This window comes from Sphingobium sp. LMC3-1-1.1, assembly GCF_040676285.1.
Lineage (GTDB): Bacteria > Pseudomonadota > Alphaproteobacteria > Sphingomonadales > Sphingomonadaceae > Sphingobium.
In genome coordinates, this window is record NZ_JBEGHQ010000078.1 from 110199 (window position 1) to 129100 (window position 18902).

Annotated in this window: 22 protein-coding genes; 16 read left to right on the plus strand and 6 right to left on the minus strand. The window is 64.2% G+C overall.

What is annotated here, in order from left to right:
• Window positions 1-3: 3 nt before the first annotated feature.
• The 3 genes from grxD to MRBLMC3_RS21730 all read left to right on the plus strand — a co-directional run bounded on the left by grxD (window position 4) and on the right by MRBLMC3_RS21730 (window position 2553).
• Complete coding sequence (gene grxD / locus MRBLMC3_RS21720; RefSeq protein WP_363832271.1) at window positions 4-336, plus strand: Grx4 family monothiol glutaredoxin; 333 nt, start codon at window positions 4-6, stop codon at window positions 334-336.
• Between the two features lie 337 nt (window positions 337-673).
• The gene (locus MRBLMC3_RS21725) at window positions 674-1051 is read left to right on the plus strand and encodes a BlaI/MecI/CopY family transcriptional regulator (protein ID WP_208108090.1); all 378 of its coding nucleotides are present in this window, start codon (window positions 674-676) and stop codon (window positions 1049-1051) included.
• The gene (locus MRBLMC3_RS21730) at window positions 1048-2553 is read left to right on the plus strand and encodes a M56 family metallopeptidase (RefSeq protein ID WP_363832274.1); all 1506 of its coding nucleotides are present in this window, start codon (window positions 1048-1050) and stop codon (window positions 2551-2553) included. Before MRBLMC3_RS21725 ends, MRBLMC3_RS21730 begins: the two co-directional genes overlap by 4 nt.
• A 136-nt stretch (window positions 2554-2689) precedes the next feature.
• Here MRBLMC3_RS21730 and hemW read toward each other — a convergent pair whose 3' ends face one another.
• Window positions 2690-3865, minus strand: coding sequence for a radical SAM family heme chaperone HemW (hemW, locus tag MRBLMC3_RS21735; RefSeq protein WP_363832277.1), 1176 nt, complete (start codon window positions 3863-3865; stop codon window positions 2690-2692).
• 202 nt (window positions 3866-4067) lie between these two features.
• Here hemW and MRBLMC3_RS21740 point away from each other — a divergent pair, with 202 nt between their 5' ends.
• Window positions 4068-4601: a CAP domain-containing protein gene (locus MRBLMC3_RS21740; protein WP_363832279.1), complete on the plus strand. Its 534-nt coding sequence runs from the start codon at window positions 4068-4070 to the stop codon at window positions 4599-4601.
• 90 nt (window positions 4602-4691) lie between these two features.
• On the opposite strand, the gene rnhA is transcribed toward MRBLMC3_RS21740, so the two are convergent.
• Genes rnhA through ispH form a run of 3 tightly spaced genes read right to left on the minus strand, consistent with a single transcriptional unit; the run spans window position 4692 to window position 7064 of the window.
• Window positions 4692-5138, minus strand: coding sequence for a ribonuclease HI (gene rnhA / locus MRBLMC3_RS21745; protein ID WP_133653687.1), 447 nt, complete (start codon window positions 5136-5138; stop codon window positions 4692-4694).
• Window positions 5135-6112, minus strand: a complete 978-nt coding sequence (thrB, locus tag MRBLMC3_RS21750; RefSeq protein WP_363832281.1) for a homoserine kinase — start codon at window positions 6110-6112, stop codon at window positions 5135-5137. The genes rnhA and thrB overlap by 4 nt, the downstream gene beginning before the upstream one ends.
• Window positions 6113-6116: 4 nt before the next feature.
• Window positions 6117-7064, minus strand: coding sequence for a 4-hydroxy-3-methylbut-2-enyl diphosphate reductase (ispH, locus tag MRBLMC3_RS21755; RefSeq protein ID WP_363832284.1), 948 nt, complete (start codon window positions 7062-7064; stop codon window positions 6117-6119).
• 154 nt (window positions 7065-7218) lie between these two features.
• Here ispH and MRBLMC3_RS21760 point away from each other — a divergent pair, with 154 nt between their 5' ends.
• The 9 genes from MRBLMC3_RS21760 (at window position 7219) to tatC (ending at window position 14614) form a co-directional block, all read left to right on the plus strand.
• The gene (locus MRBLMC3_RS21760) at window positions 7219-7827 is read left to right on the plus strand and encodes a hypothetical protein (protein WP_363739273.1); all 609 of its coding nucleotides are present in this window, start codon (window positions 7219-7221) and stop codon (window positions 7825-7827) included.
• Window positions 7828-7941: 114 nt separating this feature from the next.
• A complete protein-coding gene (gene argS, locus MRBLMC3_RS21765; protein ID WP_363832287.1) occupies window positions 7942-9669 on the plus strand; it encodes an arginine--tRNA ligase in 1728 nt (575 codons plus the stop codon).
• Between the two features lie 19 nt (window positions 9670-9688).
• On the plus strand, window positions 9689-10405 hold the full coding sequence (locus tag MRBLMC3_RS21770; protein ID WP_363832290.1) for an SPOR domain-containing protein: 717 nt from the start codon (window positions 9689-9691) through the stop codon (window positions 10403-10405).
• 160 nt (window positions 10406-10565) lie between these two features.
• Entirely contained in the window at window positions 10566-11579 is a 1014-nt protein-coding gene (gene nagZ, locus MRBLMC3_RS21775) for a beta-N-acetylhexosaminidase (protein ID WP_363832292.1), read from the plus strand.
• 37 nt (window positions 11580-11616) lie between these two features.
• Window positions 11617-12399, plus strand: a complete 783-nt coding sequence (locus tag MRBLMC3_RS21780; protein WP_363832403.1) for a segregation and condensation protein A — start codon at window positions 11617-11619, stop codon at window positions 12397-12399.
• Complete coding sequence (scpB, locus tag MRBLMC3_RS21785; RefSeq protein WP_363832295.1) at window positions 12396-12989, plus strand: SMC-Scp complex subunit ScpB; 594 nt, start codon at window positions 12396-12398, stop codon at window positions 12987-12989. The genes MRBLMC3_RS21780 and scpB overlap by 4 nt, the downstream gene beginning before the upstream one ends.
• A gap of 129 nt (window positions 12990-13118) precedes the next feature.
• Complete coding sequence (locus MRBLMC3_RS21790; protein WP_133653693.1) at window positions 13119-13349, plus strand: twin-arginine translocase TatA/TatE family subunit; 231 nt, start codon at window positions 13119-13121, stop codon at window positions 13347-13349.
• Between the two features lie 30 nt (window positions 13350-13379).
• Entirely contained in the window at window positions 13380-13832 is a 453-nt protein-coding gene (tatB, locus tag MRBLMC3_RS21795; protein WP_363832298.1) for a Sec-independent protein translocase protein TatB, read from the plus strand.
• On the plus strand, window positions 13829-14614 hold the full coding sequence (tatC, locus tag MRBLMC3_RS21800; protein WP_363832301.1) for a twin-arginine translocase subunit TatC: 786 nt from the start codon (window positions 13829-13831) through the stop codon (window positions 14612-14614). Before tatB ends, tatC begins: the two co-directional genes overlap by 4 nt.
• A 39-nt stretch (window positions 14615-14653) precedes the next feature.
• Here tatC and MRBLMC3_RS21805 read toward each other — a convergent pair whose 3' ends face one another.
• Both MRBLMC3_RS21805 and MRBLMC3_RS21810 read right to left on the minus strand, forming a co-directional pair.
• Window positions 14654-14782 (minus strand): entericidin A/B family lipoprotein, encoded by a 129-nt coding sequence (locus MRBLMC3_RS21805; RefSeq protein ID WP_025546951.1) that lies wholly within the window; start codon window positions 14780-14782, stop codon window positions 14654-14656.
• 389 nt (window positions 14783-15171) lie between these two features.
• Window positions 15172-16125, minus strand: coding sequence for a cell wall hydrolase (locus tag MRBLMC3_RS21810; RefSeq protein WP_414714677.1), 954 nt, complete (start codon window positions 16123-16125; stop codon window positions 15172-15174).
• A 174-nt stretch (window positions 16126-16299) separates the two neighbouring features.
• Between MRBLMC3_RS21810 and MRBLMC3_RS21815 the strand changes: the two genes are divergently transcribed.
• From MRBLMC3_RS21815 to MRBLMC3_RS21825, 3 genes are read left to right on the plus strand one after another with little or no spacing between them, the layout of a single operon-like run.
• Window positions 16300-17295, plus strand: coding sequence for a cysteine synthase A (locus tag MRBLMC3_RS21815; RefSeq protein WP_363832406.1), 996 nt, complete (start codon window positions 16300-16302; stop codon window positions 17293-17295).
• 41 nt (window positions 17296-17336) lie between these two features.
• Entirely contained in the window at window positions 17337-17642 is a 306-nt protein-coding gene (locus MRBLMC3_RS21820) for a hypothetical protein (protein WP_133653697.1), read from the plus strand.
• A 15-nt stretch (window positions 17643-17657) separates the two neighbouring features.
• A complete protein-coding gene (locus MRBLMC3_RS21825; RefSeq protein WP_363832304.1) occupies window positions 17658-18893 on the plus strand; it encodes a Gldg family protein in 1236 nt (411 codons plus the stop codon).
• The last annotated feature ends 9 nt before the right edge of the window (window positions 18894-18902 follow it).

Consider the following 18902-nt stretch of genomic DNA (forward strand, 5'->3'; position numbering starts at 1 on the left):
ATAATGACCGACGCCGTGCAGCAGCGGATCGCCGACATCGTTAACGGCAATGATGTCGTGCTTTTCATGAAGGGCACCCCGCTGTTCCCGCAATGCGGCTTTTCCAGCCGCGCCATCGCGATCCTTGAACATCTGGGCGTCGCTTATGAAAGCGTCGACGTCTTGCAGGACCAAGGGGTCCGTCAGGGCATCAAGGCCTTTTCCGATTGGCCGACCATTCCCCAACTTTATGTGAAGGGCGAATTTGTCGGCGGCAGCGACATCATGATGGAGATGTACGAGGCGGGCGAATTGCAGCAGCTGATGACCGACCAGGGCGTCGCAGCGGCCAACTGAACGCCTTTTATTAGCATGCTGAATGGGCGGTCCGGTCATCCGGGCCGCTTTTTTCATGCTTGTGACGCGGGTTGACGTTCGGCGTTGGGCTGGGAAAACCGGGTGGGAGGATGCGGCGGAGACTGGTGCCGCATCCTCCCGGGTAGTCGAACGATCGGGTATGAGGCTGGAAACGCAAAGCCTGTGCCAGCCAGCGGAAATCGGCCCTTAGCGCGCTGTCTGAGGGTTAATGTCCATGAAGCTGATCCATAGAATGTAAAATATGGCGACAGTCCGGCGCATGGCTTGACTACAGATGTAATCAATGCGATTACATCTGTAGTCGAATTTGGTGCGGATGAACCCTGTGAGCGAGAAGATCAGCGAGGCCGAACTGGTGGTGATGGAGGCGCTGTGGGCACGCGCGCCCCAGACCGCCGCCGACGTGGCCGAGCGGGTCGCCGCCGGGCGCGACTGGAGCGTCCAGACCGTCAAGACCCTGCTGTCCCGGCTGATGTCCAAGGATATCATTGCCGCCGATCAGGATGGCCGCCGCTTTTTATATCGCCCGCTCGTCGCGCGGGAGGAGTATGTTGCAGGCGAGTCGGGGCGGTTCGTGAACCGGCTGTTCGGCGGGCGCGTGTCGCCTCTGGTGGCGCAGCTTGCGAGCCAGGACCAGTTGACGGCGGAGGATATCGCCGAGCTTGAGGAAATCCTGAAAGGGTTGAAATCATGAGCGTCTGGATCGCAGAAACGCTGATCGCCACGGCCCTGTTGATGGCGCTGGTCATGCTGCTGCGGCGACCGGTTGCGCGCTGGCTGGGTGCAAAGGCGGCCTATTGGCTTTGGTTGCTGCCGCTTGCCCGCATGACCTTGCCCGCCTTGCCGCAGGGAGTCGCCAACCCTTCGCCGTTGCAGCGCGCGGCCGATCAGGCGGGCTTGCCGACCCTGCTGGATGCGGCGCCGGTGACGCTGCCCCTTCAGTCCGGATCGGGCACTCCCTGGCTGGAGATCGCTGCTTCGCTCTGGCTGCTGGGTGTCATCCTGTTCCTGACCGTGCAGGCGATCGGCTATATCCGCTTCCGCCATTTCATCCTCAACGGAGCGACGCTGATCGGCGAGGAGGGCCGCATCCGCATCGTCACCAGCCCGAAGGCGGGCGGACCGCTGGCCTTCGGGCTTATTCGTCCTGTCATCGCGCTGCCCGCCGATTTCGCCCTGCGGTTCGACCCGCAGGAGCAGGCGATGGCGATCGCCCATGAGCGCGCCCATCATCAGGGCGGGGATCTGGCCGCCAACATGGTCGCATTGCTGCTGCTGGGCCTGCACTGGTGCAATCCGATCGCCTGGGCCGCCTATCATGCCTATCGCGCGGATCAGGAGCAGGCTTGCGATGCGCGGGTGCTCTCGCTCCATGGCCGGGATCAGGCGCATGCCTATGGGCGCGCCATCCTGAAGGCTGCCGGGGGTCGCCGGTTCGCCGGCGCCTGCCATCTCAATCGCATAACCGCGCTGAAAGGGAGGCTGAAAATGCTGTCTGCCCATGAAATGTCGCTGTGCCGCATCAGTTGGGGCATGGCGGCGGTCGCCCTGGTGACCGCGTCGGGCCTGGCCCTGACTGCGTCCGGCACCCGGGCGGCGCGACAGGTCGCCGCGATCACCGACAAGGTGGAGTCGATGAATTTCGGCAGGCTGGCCGATCTGGTTGCCCAGCCTGCTTCGGCCAGCGAGATCGCCCCATCCCAGACGCCGAAAATCGCCGCCGCAGCCCCGTTACAATCCCCTGCCGGGCAATCCGGGGAGACGGCATCGCTGCCCTCGGTTCCTCCCGCTCCTCCCGCTCCGGCTGCGCCCGTGGCCGATGTGGCGCCGCCGGTCCCGCCCGTTCCGCCGTCGCCTCCCACCGCCCTGGGCGATGAGGGCGAACGCGTCATGTCCCATGCCATGCCGAGCGAAGCGGAAATCCGCCGCAAGATACCGAATGTCGACATCGCCAATGGTTGCGAGAACGGCAAGAGCGTCAGTCGGCAGGAGACGGTGGACGCCGATGGCCGCCGCCACATCCGTATCCGGATTTGTCAGGACCAGATAGAGGGGCAGGCCAACCGCGCTGCCCGCGCAGGATTGATCGCGGCCCGCGCCCAGATCGCGGCGGCGGCCCGGATGTCCGACAAGATCCGCGCCGAAGTCTTGCGCGATCTGGACAAGGAGATTGCGCAAATGGACGGGGAGGAGTGAGTCAGGCCTGACTGAAGCGGGGCCTGACTGAAGCGGGGCCTGACTGAAGCGGGGCCTGATTGGGGCAGGTGCGAAACCAGGAAGCGGAATGCGCGACCTGCATCGGATTTGACGCAGCGTGCCCCATATCCGTTGTTCAGACCGCCACAATCTCCGGCAGGATGGCGTCGAGCAGCAGCATTCCGGCCGGGTCGATGCGAAGCCGCTGCCCGTCCTGGCGGATCATGCCATGCCCCGCAATCCGCGCGATTGCGTGCCTGTCGACCAGCATGTCGACGGGCAATCCCGACAGGCGCGCGATACGATCCAGATCCACGCCTTCGGCAAGGCGCAGTCCCATCAGCAGCGCTTCCCTGGCCCGGTCGCGGTCATCAAGCGGTTCCTCGCCTTGCAGACCGTGGCCATTGCGCGTTACGGCGCTCATCCAGTTTTCCGGCTTCCTGTGGCGCAGCGTCGCCAGTCCGTCGCGCCGGCCATGCGCGCCGGGCCCGACGCCGACATAGTCGCCATAGCGCCAATAGGTCAGGTTATGCCGGCTTTCCTGTCCGGGCCGGGCGTGGTTGCTGATTTCGTAAGCCGTTATGCCGGCGGCGGCCGTCATGGCCTGCGTCTGTTCGTAAAGATCGGCGGCATGGTCCGGATCGGCCGGGTTCAGCTTGCCCTGCGCCACCAGCGTCGCGAAGCGGGTGCCCGGTTCGATGGTGAGTTGATAGAGCGAGAGGTGGTCGGTGCCGAAGGACAGTCCGCGCGCCAGTTCGCTCTCCCAATCCGCCAGACTCTGATCGGGACGGGCATAGATCAGGTCGAAATTCACCCGGCCGAAGGTCGACTGGGCCACCTCCAATGCCGCCAGCCCCTCCCGCACGTCATGCGCGCGGCCGAGGAAATGCAGCGCCTCATTCTCCAGCGACTGAAGGCCCAGCGATACGCGGTTTACGCCAGCCGCCGCCAGGTCAGCGAATCGGGCGGCCTCGACCGAACTGGGATTGGCCTCCAGCGTGATTTCGATGTCGCTTGTCGGCCGCCAATGGCGGGTCGCAGCGTCGATCAGCGCGCCGACAATGTCGGGCGGCATCAGCGATGGCGTGCCGCCGCCGAAGAAGATGGAAGAAAGCCGGCGGCCGCCGTTCAGCGCGGCTTCATGGGCCAGATCGCTCAGCAACGCCGCACGCCAGGCATCGCTGTCGATGCTGGCTCGGACATGGCTGTTAAAATCGCAATAAGGACATTTGGAAACGCAAAATGGCCAATGCACATATAAGGCTATGGGCTCATCGGCCGCATTGTCGGGACTGAGAAGGGCGGGGGACATGATCGGAGGCGTTCTTAGGCGGCTTTGGCCCGCGCGGCCAGAGCGATTTCCAAGCGATCGGAACCGATCGCTGGTCAAGAAATCGCGGAAAACAAGGAATTCAGAGCGGCGATCTGATTCAATCAGATCGAAACCCGCTCTAGCACTGCTGGGCCTGCTGGCGACAGCGGCGGCGCAGGGCGATGCGGAGCCGTCATCGGGGATGCGGCAATTGCCGCCGGCAAGGCCAGCCTCCTATTACGGGCTGGAGGAAGCGGACCGGGACGACCACCTGATGCAGGACGTCGTGCTGGGCATGCAAAATGAGGAGCGGGAATCGCTGGGGCTTGCGCCATTGGCCTGGGACAGCGCCCTGGCCGCTGATGCGGCCCGCTATGCGCGGCAAATGGCGCAGACCAATATTTTCCGCCATTCCGCCCGTTCCAGCCGTACCGTTCCGAGCGGCGAAAATCTCTGGATGGGGTCGCGCGGCCTTTATGATTATCAGCTGATGGTCGGCTCCTTCCTTGATGAGAAGCGCTGGTTCCGGCGGAGCGGCAAGCTGCCCGATGTCAGCGTCACCGGCCGATGGGAGGATGTCGGCCATTATACCCAGATCATCTGGCGCGGCACGCGCAAGGTCGGCTGCGCCCTGGCGGAGGGGCAAAGCTACGATTATCTGGTCTGCCGCTATTATCCGGCGGGCAATGTCTTCGGCCGCAATCCCCTGGACAAGGATGACGGCCTTCAATCCTGACCGGATCGCGCCCGTCAGATCGTCGCTCTGGATTCCTTGTTTTCCGCGATTTTTTAACCAGCGATCGGCTCCGATCGCTTGGAAATCGCTCTATTGACGATACTGTTCCGCCGCGGCGCAGGCGAGCTGGTCGGCCCGTTCATTTTCCGGGTGGCCGGCATGGCCCTTCACCCATTGCCAGGTCACCTTGTGGCGGGCAGCGGCCTTGACCAGTTCCTGCCAGAGTTCCGCATTCTTGACCGGCTTCCTGTCTGCCGTCTTCCAGCCGTTCTTCTGCCAGCCGAAGACCCATTTGGTGATGCCGTCCATCACATATTTGCTGTCGGTATAAAGGGTCACCTGGCACGGGCGCTTCAGCGTTTCCAGGGCCTGCATGGCCGCCATCATCTCCATGCGGTTGTTGGTGGTCAGCGTTTCACCGCCGGAAATTTCCTTCTCCGTCTCGCCAAAGCGCAGCACCGCGCCCCAGCCGCCGGGGCCGGGATTGCCCTTGCACGCGCCGTCAGTGAAGATCTCGACCTGCGGAAGGGCGCTCATGCGCCGAGCAACATGGCCGGGTCGGCATTGGCGTAGAATTCAAGGCGACGCAGATAGGCGAGCGGATCCTTGCGCGTCACCAGCGCATCGGCGGGCGTATTGATCCAGTCATAGGCGCGCGTCAGCAGGAAGCGGAGCGCCGCACCGCGACAGAGGACAGGGAAAGCGTCGCGTTCGGCTTCGGTCAGGCCGTGCGTTTCGCGATAGCCGGCACCGAGCGCCGCTGCCCGATCCCCGAACCATGTCGCGCCGTCATTGCTGAACACCCAGGCGCTGTGCGTGACGGCCAGATCATAGGCGCGGACGTCCGTGCAGCTGAAATAGAAGTCGATGAGGCCCGTCACCTGGTCGCCCAACATCAGCACATTGTCGGGAAAGAGATCGGCATGGATGACGGAGCGGGGCAGGTCTGCCGGCCAATGGGCGTCGAGAAAAGCGAGTTCCTCCGCCACGCGCGCGCCTAGCCCAGGCGCGATCTGGTCGAAGTCCGCGCCGCATCTGGCGGCCAGCTCATGCCAGCCGGGGAGGTCGAGGGCATTGCGGCGGGTGCCGGCGAATCCCTCCGCCGCGCGGTGCATCTCGCCCAGCGCAGCGCCTGCCGCCCGGGCCTGGCCCACGGTCGGCTCCGTCACGGAGATGCCGGTCAGGAATTCGATCAGGCAGGCCGGGCGTCCGGCGAGCTGTTGCAGCCGCTTCCCCTGCCGATCCGCGATGAAACGGGGCACCAGGCAGCCGCGTGCGCCCAGATGGTCGAGCAGGTCCATGAAGAAGGGCAGGTCCGCCTCATCCACCCGCTTTTCATAAAGGGTGAGGATATAGCGGTGGCCCTGCCCGTCCGGGCCGGTGGTTTCGAGCAGATAATTGCTGTTTTCCACCCCTTCCGCGATACCCTTGGCGGAGACGAGGTGTCCGGCGTCGTAGCGGGTGAGGAAAGCGTCGATCTGTTCGGCGGGAACCTGGGTATAGACGGCCATGGATCTACGCGGCCTCCAGTCCGCGGGGGAGTTTGAAGGCAACGCTTTCCCGCGCGGTTTCGACCTGTTCCTCCAGCACGGAGAATCGTTCGCTGATCCGGTCGACCACTTCGCGCACCAGAACCTCGGGTGCGGAGGCGCCGGCGGTAAGGCCCAGCGTGCCGACGCCATCCAGCCAGGCGAAGTCGATCTCGTCGGCGCGCTGGATCAGTCGGGCCGGCGTCCCTTCGCGCTCTGCCACCTCCACCAGTCGCAGGGAGTTGGAACTGTTGGGCGCGCCGATCACGTACACGGCGTCGCAACGGGCGGCGATCGCCTTCACCGCGGCCTGCCGGTTGGAGGTGGCGTAGCAGATATCCTCGCCCTTGGGCGCATGGATCGCCGGGAAGCGGCGCTGGAGCGTGGCGACGATCGCTGCGGTGTCGTCCACCGACAGGGTCGTCTGCGTCAGGAAGGCGAGATTGTCCGGATCGGCAGGGATGAAGGCTTCGGCATCCTCCACCGTTTCGATGAGGGTCATATGGCCCGGCTCGACCTGGCCGAAGGTGCCGATCACTTCCGGATGGCCCCGGTGCCCGATGAAGAGGATATGGCGCCCCACCTCCACCTGCCGTTCGGCCTGGCGATGGACCTTGCTGACGAGCGGGCAGGTGGCGTCGAGATAGTCGAGCCCGCGTTCCTCGGCCCTGGCCGGGACCGTCTTGGGCACGCCATGGGCGGAAAACACGACGGGTACGCCGTCGGGAACCTGATCCAGTTCCTCGACGAAGATCGCGCCTTTCGCCTTCAGCCCGTCGACCACATATTTGTTATGGACGATCTCATGGCGGACGTAGACAGGTGCGCCATATTTTTCGATCGCCCTTTCGACGATGACGATGGCGCGGTCGACACCGGCGCAAAAGCCCCGCGGGGCGGCGATCAGCAGCTTCATGGGCGGAAGGGCGGTCATGCCCGCCGCTTAGACCAATGCGGCTTTGGTGGAAAGCCGCTTACTTGCGGCGCTGTGCAGTTTGAGTTGCGTGGGGGACGGGCTATGGATAAGAAGCCCAACGCCTGTTCCCAAGGGATTGCCTGTGACCTTTTCTCGATTTGCGCTGACCGGAATGATCGCCATGGCCCTTGCGGGCTGTTCCCAGCGGGGCGAAATCGATCCCACGGGCGGCATCGTGGCCGTGCGCTCGGCCTGTCCCGTGGCGGCGATCCCGGCACAAACCGGCGACGTCACCCTGTTCAACCCGGCGGGCAGCACGGATGCGCGCGCGATCGACGTGGTGGCGGAAATCACCAATCTGCGCTCGACCTGTTCGGACGGGGACCAGCTTTATACCGAGGCGACCTTCACCGTGAACGCCCGCCGCAGTGACGCGAGCGCGGCGCGGCAGGTGACGCTTCCCTATTATTCCGCCGTTGTGCGGGGCGGCAACGCGGTCGTCGCCAAGCGCGTGGGCCAGGTGGTGCTCGACTTCCCGGCCGGGCAATATCGCGCCACCGCGACCGCCAAGGCGGGTTCCTATGTGAACAAGGCTGCCGCGACATTGCCTGCCGACGTCCAGCGCAAGATCACGGAAAAGCGCAAGGCCGGCGATGCCGATGCCGCGATCGACCCCTTCGCGCAGCCGGAGGTCAAGGCGGCCCTGCAGCGAACCAGTTTCGAGCTGCTCGTGGGTTTCAACCTGACCCAGGATCAGCTCCGTTACAACGCGACCCGCTAAGCTCAGTTCATTTCCCCGTTCGGGCCGAGCTTGTCGAAGCCCTTGTTTCTTCTGAAAGAGGGCGACCCTTCGACAGGCTCAGGGTGAACGGGTCCTGGTAGAAAGTTCGCCCCAGTGTCTCTTTACAACCGTTTCACCGCCCATCTCGACGCCGTGCTCGACGCGCTGGAGGCTGACGGCACGCTGCCCACCGGTCTCAACCGCAAGCCGGTGACGGTCGAACCGCCGCGTGATCCGGGTCATGGCGACCTTGCCACCAACGCCGCCATGGTGCTCGCCAAGCCAGCCGGCAGCAATCCGCGCAGCCTGGCGGAGAAGATCGTCGCGGGGCTGGAAAAGCTGGACGAGGTCGAGGGCGCGTCCATCGCCGGACCGGGCTTCATCAACCTGAAGCTGACCGACGCCACCTGGCGCGCGGAGCTGGCCGCCATCCATGCCGAGGCGGAGGATTATGGCCGTTCCTCGACCGGGGAGGGCGTGACCGTCAACGTCGAATATGTGTCCGCCAATCCGACCGGCCCCATGCATATGGGCCATTGCCGGGGGGCGGTGGTGGGCGACGCGCTCGCCACGTTGCTGGAACATGTCGGGCACAAGGTGATCCGCGAATATTATATCAACGATGCCGGGGGGCAGGTCGACGTGCTCGCCCGGTCGGCGCATGTGCGCTACCGCGAGGCATTGGGCGAAGCGGTGGGAGAAATTCCCGAAGGCCTTTATCCCGGCGATTATCTGGTGCCGGTGGGCCAGGCGCTGGCCGCCCAATATGGCGACAGATATGTGGGCGCGCCGGAGAGCGAATGGCTGGTGCTGTTCCGCACCCAGGCCGTCGCGGCCATGATGGAGATGATCCGCAGCGACCTGGCGCTGCTGGGCATTCACCACGACATCTTCTCTTCCGAGGCCGAGTTGCAGGCGGCGGGCAAGCCCGAAGCGGCCGAAAAATGGCTGCGCGCGCATGACCTGGTCTATGACGGCGTGCTGGAAGCGCCCAAGGGCGAGACGCCCGAGGATTGGGAGCCGGTCGAGCTGCCGCTGTTCCGCTCGACGAAATTCGGTGACGACCAGGATCGCCCGATCAGGAAGTCCAACGGTAGCTGGACCTATTTCGGCGCCGACATGGCCTATCATTACCAGAAGGCGCAGACGGCTGACCAGTTGATCGACATCTGGGGCGCGGACCATGGCGGCACGGTGAAGCGCATCCAGGCGGCGGTCGCCGCGCTGACCGAGGGCAAGGCGCGCTTCGACGTCAAGCTGATCCAGATGGTGCGCCTGCTGCGCGACGGCGAGCCGGTGAAGATGTCCAAGCGGGCCGGCAATTTCGTGACGCTCGCCGATGTGGTCCGCGAAGTCGGCAAGGATGTGGTCCGCTTCACCATGCTGACCCGCAAGGCCGATGCCCAGATGGACTTCGACTTTGCCAAGGTGGTGGAGGCGTCGAAGGACAATCCCGTCTTCTACGTGCAATATGCCCACGCACGCATCAGTTCGCTGGGACGACGGGCGGAAGAGGCGGGGATCGCCCTGCCTGCGCCCGACCTGTCCCGCCTTGGGACGGAGGAATTGGGGCTGGTGAAGCTCGCCGCGCAGTTCCCGCGCGTGGTGGAAGGGGCAGCTTTGGCCCGTGAGCCGCATCGTATTGCCTTTTATCTCAATGACTTGGCATCTGCCTTCCATAGCTGGTGGAATCTCGGCAACGACAATCCGCAGGCGCGGGTCATCCTGACGGATGATCCGGCCACTACTTCCGCGCGGCTTTTCTTGAGCCGGGGAATCGGGCAGATCATCCGTAACGGGTTGGCGCTGATGGGCGTTGCGGCCCTGACCGAGATGCAATGACCGGCGGAGTTTGATCGAGATGGGCGACTATGCGCGGGGAAGGCTGGACCTGGACGATGAAGAGCGTCTGCCCTGGCTGGAGCCCGCCATCGAGGATGAGGAGGAGCAGGGGCTCTCGCCGTTGCGGCTGCTGGGCTTCATTCTCTTTGGCCTGGTGCTGATCGGCGCTGTCGTCGCGGGGGTCTGGCTGATCCAGAACCGGACCGGCGGCGCCAGGGGCGAAGGCAAGCTGATTGCCGCGCCCGCCGGGGACTACAAGATTCCCGCCAAGGAAGCCGACGCCAAGAAATTCGATGGCGAGGGCGATGCCAGCTATGCCGCGAGCGAGGGCGTGGCGCGCGACGGGCGAATCGACCCCACCCGCGTGCCGGAGGCGCCGATCGTGCCGACCGGATCGGCGGACAATGCGCGCCCCGCCGTGAAGGGCAAGCCGGCGCAAAGCGTCACGGCGCGGGTGACGGATGAGACCAGCGCCAGGCCGGCGACAGCGGCGGCGCGGCCCGCAGGCGGCGGCATGATCCAGCTTGGCGCCTATGGGAACCAGGCGTTTGCCAAGGATGCTTGGAAGCGTTTGTCCAAGCGTTTTACCTATCTGGAGCCGTTGCCGATGTCGATCGAGCAGGCGGAAGTGGGCGGCAGCACAGTCTATCGCCTGCGCGCCGCGGCAGGCGGGCAGGCCAGTACGCTTTGCGGCAAGCTCAAGGTCGCGGGCGAAAGCTGTATGGTGGTCAATTAGGGGCGAAGGGCGATCTGGTTTGAAGGGCCCCATCGCGACCGTTTCGTTCGGCCCTGAAGCCACTGAGCTTCCTATCCCGCAACCAATATTGGGAAATCACGCCGCAAGGCCGGAATAACCCCTTCGACAGGGCTTCTTTCACCCGCTACCATCGCTTCGCATGAAACCCGTTATCTTTGGCCTTTGCGGTGAGACCCTGACATCCGACGAACGCGCCTTCTTCGCGGAGGCCGATCCGGCGGGTTACATTCTCTTCCGGCGCAATATCGTGGATCGCGCGCAGCTTCGCGCCCTGACCGACGACCTGCGCGCGCTGCATGGTCGTGACGATCTGCTCGTCATGATCGATCAGGAAGGCGGCCGGGTGGCGCGGATGCAGGCGCCGGTCTGGCCCAGCTTCCCTCCCGGCGCGCTGTTCGACAGGCTCTATGAGATAGCGCCGTCCAGCGCCATTGCCGCGGCCCGGGCCAATGCACGGGCCATTGCCGCGACCCTGACGGAGGTCGGGATCACGGTCGATGCGCTGCCGTTGCTCGACGTGCGGCAGGATGGGGCGAGCGACATCATGGGCGACCGTACCCTGGGCGCAGAGCCGATGCGGGTCGCGGCCTTGGGAAGGGCCGTGATCGAAGGGCTCGCCGAGGAGGGCGTGGTCGGCATCATCAAGCACATGCCGGGCCATGGCCGCGCGATGGTCGACAGCCATCATGAACTGCCCATCGTCACGGCCGACGAGGATGCGCTGGCGATCGACCTGGCGCCCTTTCAGGCGTTGAAGGACGCGCCCATCGGAATGACGGCGCATGTCGTCTACACCGCCTGGGACCCGGACCTGCCGGCCAGCCTTTCGCCTTCCGTGATCGACACGATCATCCGTGGGCGGATCGGTTTCGACGGGCTGTTGATGTCCGACGATCTCGACATGAAGGCGCTGAAGGGCAGCATCCCCGAACTGGCGGCGGCAACGGTTGCGGCGGGTTGCGATCTTGCCCTCAACTGCTGGGGGCGGATGGACGACATGGTGGGCATTGCGGGCCTGCTGCCGGAGATCGGCGTGGAGGCCAGGGCAAGGCTGGACCGGGCGATGGCGTCGAGGCGCGCCGCGCCCGACGGTCCGCCGCTGGACGAACTGCTCGCCACCCGCGACGCGCTGCTGGCCATGGTGCCGGCGTGAAACGGTGCGCTGACGGGCGGAACGTGCCGCTTTGACGATGGAGGATTTCTTCACCCCCGCCGCAGCGCCCAGGCCGGACACGCTGACCGTCAGCTTTGAAAGCTGGGAAGGGCCGCTGGACCTGTTGCTGGCTCTGGCGCGGACGCAGAAGGTCGATCTGCGCGAGATCTCCATCCTTGCGCTGGTCGAACAATATCTTGCCCATATCGAGGGCGCGCGGAAGCTGAAGCTGGAACTGGCGGCCGACTATCTGGTGATGGCGGCTTGGCTGGCCTATCTCAAATCCTCGCTGCTGCTGCCCAGGGAGGCGCAGCCCGAACCCGGCCCCGAGGAATTGGCGCTGCGGCTGCAATTGCGGCTCCAGCGGCTTCACGCAATGCGGGAGGCGGGTGCCCGGCTGATGGCGCGCGACCGCGTCGGCCGCGACGTGTTTGTTCGGGAAAAGCCGGAGGGTTTGCGCCTCGTCCGCAAGGCGAAATGGGCGGCCAGCCTGTTCGACCTGATCCAGTCCTACGGCCAGGTCCGTGCGCGGACGCAGCCAGTTGTGCATATGGTCGCGGTCCGGCCGGTCATGACCCTGGACGAGGCGATACAGCGTGTCGGCACCTTGGTGGGGGCGGCGATCGACTGGACCGCGCTTGAAGCCTTCCTGCCAGGCGGGCAGGATGGGCCAATGGCACGATCGGCGCTGGCCAGCAGTTTCGTCGCCGCGCTGGAACTGGCGCGGCAGGGGCGGCTCGAAATCCAGCAGGAAGGCATTTTCGAACCCATTTTCCTGCGCGCCGCCGTGCCGGAATCGACTGCGGGGCGCCTGTTGTGATCGAGGAAGAGGATGATTTCCTTCGCGCGGTGGAGGCCGTGCTGTTCGTGTCGGAACAGCCGCTGACCCCGGCTGAGATCAGGCTGCATGTGGGAGAGTCGGGCGATCTGCCTGCCGCGCTTGCAAGCTTGAGCGCGCATTATGCCGGGCGCGGCGTCAATCTGGTCGAACGGGGCGGACGCTGGCATTTCCAGACGGCGGCCGACCTTTCCCATATTCTTCGTCGGGAAAAGGACGAGACGCGCAAGCTGTCGCGTGCCGCCATGGAAACGCTGGCGATCATCGCCTATCATGAACCCGTCAGTCGCGCCGAGATAGAGGGCATTCGCGGCGTTCAGGTGGCGAAAGGCACTCTGGACGTGCTGATGGAGGCAGGGTGGATCAGGCCCGCCGGGCGCCGGGAGGTGCCGGGACGGCCCCTGATCTACGTCACGACGGTGGAATTTCTGTCGCATTTCGGCCTTGGCAGCCGCCGGGACCTGCCCGGGATCGACGATCTGCGGGCCGCCGGCCTCCTGGATCCGGTCGATTTGGCGCTTGAGGGTCTGGGCGCCCAATCCGTTGTGGAAAATGATGAGGAAGACGCCTAGATCATGCTTGGTCCATTAGGGCCAAAACATGATCTGCGGGTTTTGTTTGCCGTGATTTCCAGGCTGTGAAATGGTTCCATTTCAGTCGAAATCACTCTAGATGAGACGCAGTTTCAGGAGTGTGTTCAAATGGGTTCCTTTTCGCTGATGCACTGGGTCATCGTTCTCCTGGTGGTCATGCTGCTGTTCGGCGGTGGCCGGATCTCCGGCTTGATGGGCGACGTTGCCAAGGGCATCAAGAGCTTCAAGAAGGGCATGGAGGAGGACGATGTCCCGACCAAGCCCGCCACGCGCATCGAGGGTCATCGCGTGCCCGAACAGGACGCGCCCACCGCCACGGAAGAAAAGACCAAGGCCTGATCTTTCCTTCTGCCGGGGCTGTAGGCACGCATGTTTGGTATCGATTCGTCTGAACTTCTGGTGATCGTCATCATCGCGGTGATCGTCATCGGTCCGAAAGACCTGCCGCGCGCGCTCTACAAGGTGGGGCAGATCGTGGGCAAGGCGCAGTCCATGGCGCGCCATTTCCGTACCGGCATCGATGCGATGGTTCGCGAGGTCGAGCTGGAGGAGCTGGAAAAGAAATGGGCCGCGCAGAACAAGCGGATCATGGATGAGCATCCGCCGGAAACCGCGCGGCCTGAAATGAGTGGGTCTGAAAGCATCGGCGAAAGCGAAGCCTTGCCGGCGCCGGCCGCATCCACATCATCCGGGGACGTCCCGCCCTTCGTCGCCGAAGCTGCCCCTGCCAGTGAAGCGCCGCCCCATATCGCCCGGCCGGCCGCCGAGGGTCCACCCTATGTCGCGCAGGAACCGGCGCGGAAGGGTGATGCGGCCGCATGAAGGATATCGACGACAGCAAGGCACCGCTGCTTGACCATCTGATCGAGCTGCGTGGACGGTTGCTCAAATGCGTCTATGCGCTGTTCATCACGGGCGCCATCTGCTTCTATTTCTCCGAACAACTGTTCGCGATCCTCGTCCATCCGCTCAAGGAAGCCTTTGGCGACGGTGGTGGGCGGCTGGTCTATACCAAGCTCTATGAGGCCTTTTTCGTTCAGGTGAAGATCGCGGTTTTCGGTGCCTTCTGCCTGTCCTTCCCCATCATCGCGAACCAGCTCTGGGCCTTTGTCGCACCGGGGCTCTACGCGAAGGAAAAAAAGGCGCTGCTGCCCTTTATCATCGCGACGCCTTTCCTGTTCGCCATGGGCGCATCGCTTGCCTATTTCGTGGTGATGCCCACGGCTTTCCACTTCTTCCTCGAATTTCAGGGGAACAGCAGCGGATTGCAGGTGGAAGCGTTGCCGAGTGCGGACAGCTATCTGGGGCTGGTGATGCAGTTCATCCTCGCCTTTGGCGTCAGTTTCCTGATGCCGGTGCTGCTGATGCTGCTCAACCGGGCCGGTTTTGTCAATCGGTCGCAACTGATCGGTTTGCGGCGCTACATGATCGTTGCGGCTTTCGTGCTTGCCGCGGTCCTGACTCCGCCCGATGTCGTTTCGCAACTCATGCTCGCTGTGCCGCTGCTGGCGCTTTACGAAATCACCATCATCGCCATCTGGTTCACTGACAGGAAGCGGGTGAAGGATATGGCTCCCGGCGAAGCAGCCGACGCAGCAAGCTGAAGGGAAAAAGGCTCGCGGCGAAGCGAGCCTTTCCAATGATCAGTTTGCGGCGTTTTCGACTGCCTGGCCGGCGCTTTGCACGTCCTTGCCGGCGCCCTCGACCGTGTTGCATGCCGCGACCATCAATGAACCTGTCAGCAAAAGCGCGGCTAATATCTTCCTGGTCATCATCATCTCCTCTTGAGAGCCTTTGTCCTGCGTTGCGGGCAGGACATGGTTCAACCGGGGCTTATGCCGGTGACCAGGAAACAACCCGCCGGTCGGCAAAGCGTTCCGAAAGCGAAAATATCTCTGATATGCGTGGATTGCCCGAAAAGTTCTGAGCCCGGAACGCGTCGGGGGGGGAGATGCGTTCCGGGCTCATGTTTTTTTGGATAGCAAGAGCGGGGGGCAAAAGATTTGCTATCCGCAGTGCAGAACCATCGGAGGCGGCATTCGGTTCCGCAGGTCGGGAAAAATGTTCGGAAATTTATTTCAAATTATTTCAAAGACTTAAATGGTTTCCGCCATGGAAACCGTAAAAAATCCGGACTGCCTTGCAAAAAAAGGTGCGGCGATCAGATCAATGGACGCCCGCTGTTGCGATATTCGGGCCTGATGCCGGATTGCGGCAGGCTGGTTCCCGGTACGGGCAGGGGCGGCGCAATCGCACTGACAGGCGGTGAAGGCGTGATGGTTGTCACCGCCGAAGCGGGCAAGGGAGCGTCCGCCTTCCAGACAGAGCGAGCAGGCCCTGACTGCGTCTCCCGCCCCATATAGGCCATGCGGAAGGCGGCGGCCGTGCCGTCCGCGCCGGGTGGACGGTAGAAGATATGCGCGCCGATCACGGCTACGGGCCGCATCGCGCCGGCCCATTCGGGTCGCACGGCCAGGGTATGATAATAGGTGGCGAGGCCGACGGGCCGATAGACCATGCCCGCAAGCGCCTGAGCGGCGATGCGGCGCGCGCGGGCCCACCCAGCGGTATCCGCCACGCGCATCATGGAACCATCGCAACTGAAGGTGAACTGGCAGCGATAATCGGTGCGTTCAGATCCCTGGTAGATGACGCCGCAGACGCTTTTGGGCCAGGCGGGATTGCGGACGCGATTCAGGACGACTTGCGCCACGGCGCGCTGCCCTTCCTCCGGCTCGCTGCCCGCCTCATAATAGATGGCGGACGTTAGGCAGTTGAGGGCCCGATAGCTGTCGAGCGCCGTCAGGCCGCGAAAGGCCATGGCGGGGGCGGCCTGCACGGCGTCAAGCCCCAGCACATGCTCGCTTTGCAGCGTGGCTGCGCCGGGGACGGGATCGAAGGCGCCCTGGGCGAAGAAGAAGGCTGATCCGGGGAAATTCTCTCCGGGCTTCTCGGCAGGATCATCCTGCGCCTCGCGGGCGGCCAGCAGGTCCAGCGGCGCTGCGGTGATCAGGCGAGGCGCTGCGAGCGCGAGCAGCACAAGCATGACGGCGACGCCATGCCTTGCCGCCGTCCAAAGGCCTTTCAGACCCCTTTTTTCGCTGAAAATCCGCATGCTGGCGCTCCTCATAGGGGAAAAGCCTTGCCAGTTCCTCTGCGGAATCGCGCCTGTCCCGCTCTGGGACGATGGATGATGCAAGGCTTAACGCGGGTGCCGACAATCGTGACTTTCGCGCGGTCATCAATCCGTTGCTTGGCAAGCGCGTGTCTGGTCCGCTATGCGGAGGCGATGCTGGTTCAGAAAGATAGTCTCGCCCTGATTGGCAACACGCCGTTGGTGCGTCTTGCCGGCCCGTCGAAAGAAACGGGTTGCGACATTTACGCCAAATGCGAATTCGCCAATCCGGGCGCTTCGGTGAAGGATCGCGCGGCGCTGTTCATCGTCAATGACGCCGAGGAAAAGGGGCTGTTGCAGCCCGGCGGTACGATCGTCGAAGGTACGGCGGGGAATACCGGCATCGGATTGGCGCTGGTGGCAAATGCCAAGGGCTACAGGACGATCATCGTCATGCCCGAGACGCAGAGCCGCGAAAAGATGGACACGCTGCGGGCGCTGGGGGCGGAACTGGTGACGGTGCCGGCCGCGCCCTATTCCAATCCCGGCCATTTCGTCCACACGTCCCGGCGGCTGGCGGAGGAGACCGAAGGCGCGATCTGGGCCAACCAGTTCGACAATATCGCCAATCGCAAGGCGCATATCATCGGCACGGCCGAAGAGATCTGGACGCAGATGGATGGGCAGATCGACGGCTTCACCTGCGCGGCGGGCACGGGTGGGACGATCGCCGGCGTGGGGCTGGGCCTGAAGGCGCATGATGAGAATATCACCATTGCGCTCAGCGATCCTCATGGCGCGGCGCTCTACAATTATTATGCCCATGGCGAGTTGAAAGCCGAGGGGTCTTCGGTGGCCGAGGGCATTGGGCAGGGGCGCATCACCGCCAATCTGGAAGGCGCGCCGATCGATACGCAGTTCCGCATTTCCGATGAGGAAGCGCTGCTCTGGGTGCGGCGTCTGCTGGCCGATGAAGGGCTGTGCCTGGGCCTGTCGTCGGGCATCAATGTCGCGGGCGCGGTGGCGCTTGCGAAGCAGCTTGGGCCGGGCAAGCGGATCGTCACTATCCTGTGCGATACCGGATTTCGTTACCTTTCAACGCTTTACAACCGCGAGTGGCTCGAATCGAAGGGCTTGACTGTCTTCCCCTGGCTCGCGCACACTCGTTGAGCGCCGACAAGGGTCGCGGCGGCGAGAAAAAAGAGCGCTTCATGGCTGAAACACCCCGCCAACAGGAAGGGTTGCAGCGTGTCCAGATAGGCCTGACCGGGCTTGCGGGCGTGGTGTTGCTCGTGGGTCTGGCGAATATCGTGATCGACAAGGCACGGGTCGATGATCCGACGGTGCCGCCGCCGACCGTTCCCACGCTGGACGTGAACGCGGTGTCGCCCAAGGAGCCCCTGGCGGAACTGGGCGTGCAGCCCGCCCCGGAACAGGCGCCGATCGTGCCCGACCTGCAACCGGACCCCAATCTCAAGAAACCCATGGATCGTGAGATTCAGCCGGCTTCGCGCTGAGCCGGCGGCGTCGGCTTGAAGGCTGCCCTGCGGACATTTCTGCTTCTGCTTGCGCCGGGCCTGCTGGTGCTGCTTGGCGGGCTGGCATCGCTGTTGCGCACCGGGCAGGTCGATCCTCGCGTGTGGATGGCTCCGGCATTGCTGTTGATTCCGGCGGCGGCTCTGATCGGGAGGCGCCGAACGGAGGGCGCCGTCTGGTGGATCGGGTTGGGGACGGTTGGGATGGTGCTGTCCTGCCTGTTCCTGGCGGCCTGGCGCGTGCCGGCCTTGGTACCGCTGACCTGGTTGCTTGCGGTGGTGCTGGTGGCCGTGATTGCGGGATTGATGTTGCGGGCTCCTGCAACAGCCGGGGCAGGGCGGATCGCCGGGGCCGGCCTGGCCTTGCTGGCCGTGGCAATGTGCTGGCTCGCCAGGGATCCCCCCGTTCAGCCAGCGACCCATCTTCCCAAAATGGCTGTGATCACCGGCCTGCCGCTTTTCTGGCGCGGCGAGGCCAAAGTGGATGCTCCCATCATTACCGTCCTTCGCCAGCGGTTCGACGTGCGGCCGCTCGATTCTCCGCTTTCGCTCGAAACCAGCGGGGTCAGGACGCTCCTGCTGGCCCAGCCGCGGGCTTTTTCAATGGCCGAACTGGTGGCGCTGAACGCCTGGATCAGCCGGGGCGGCAGGGCCTTGCTGCTGGTGGATCCTGAACTGCATTGGCCGATGGAATTGCCATTGGGTGACCGGCGGCGGCCGCCAGCCATCACCCTGCTTGGGGCGATGATGGAATATTGGGGCGTCAAGCTCATGCCGCCCGAGGCGGAGGAAAAGCGCCATTTCCTGGGAGACGGCCGGGTGCTCACTTTGTATGCGGCCTCCGGTTTCAAGGATGCGGGACCCGACTGCCGCATCATCGGGCGTGGACTGGTGGCGCGCTGCGGCGTGGGCAAGGGCAGCGTGACCATGGTCGCGGACGCCGACCTTGTCGATGACCGGCTCTGGCTGGCGGATCCCGCTGCGCCGCTTGAACCGGAGCGGTGGACCGCTGATACCCCGCAATTCGTCGCGGATGCACTGGGCGCCACGCTTCCGGCCGGGCGGCGCTGGGTGCGGTCGGGCGACGCCCTGGTCACGGCCGTCCGCTGGGCGGTGATCGTCGGGATTTTCTGGGCAGCCTTGGGAACGGCGCTTTTCAGGCCGTATCGGAAGGCTCCTTCCGCCCCTTCTTCACCACAGTTTGACCAGCCAACGCCCCTCAAAGACGGTTAATTACCAGAA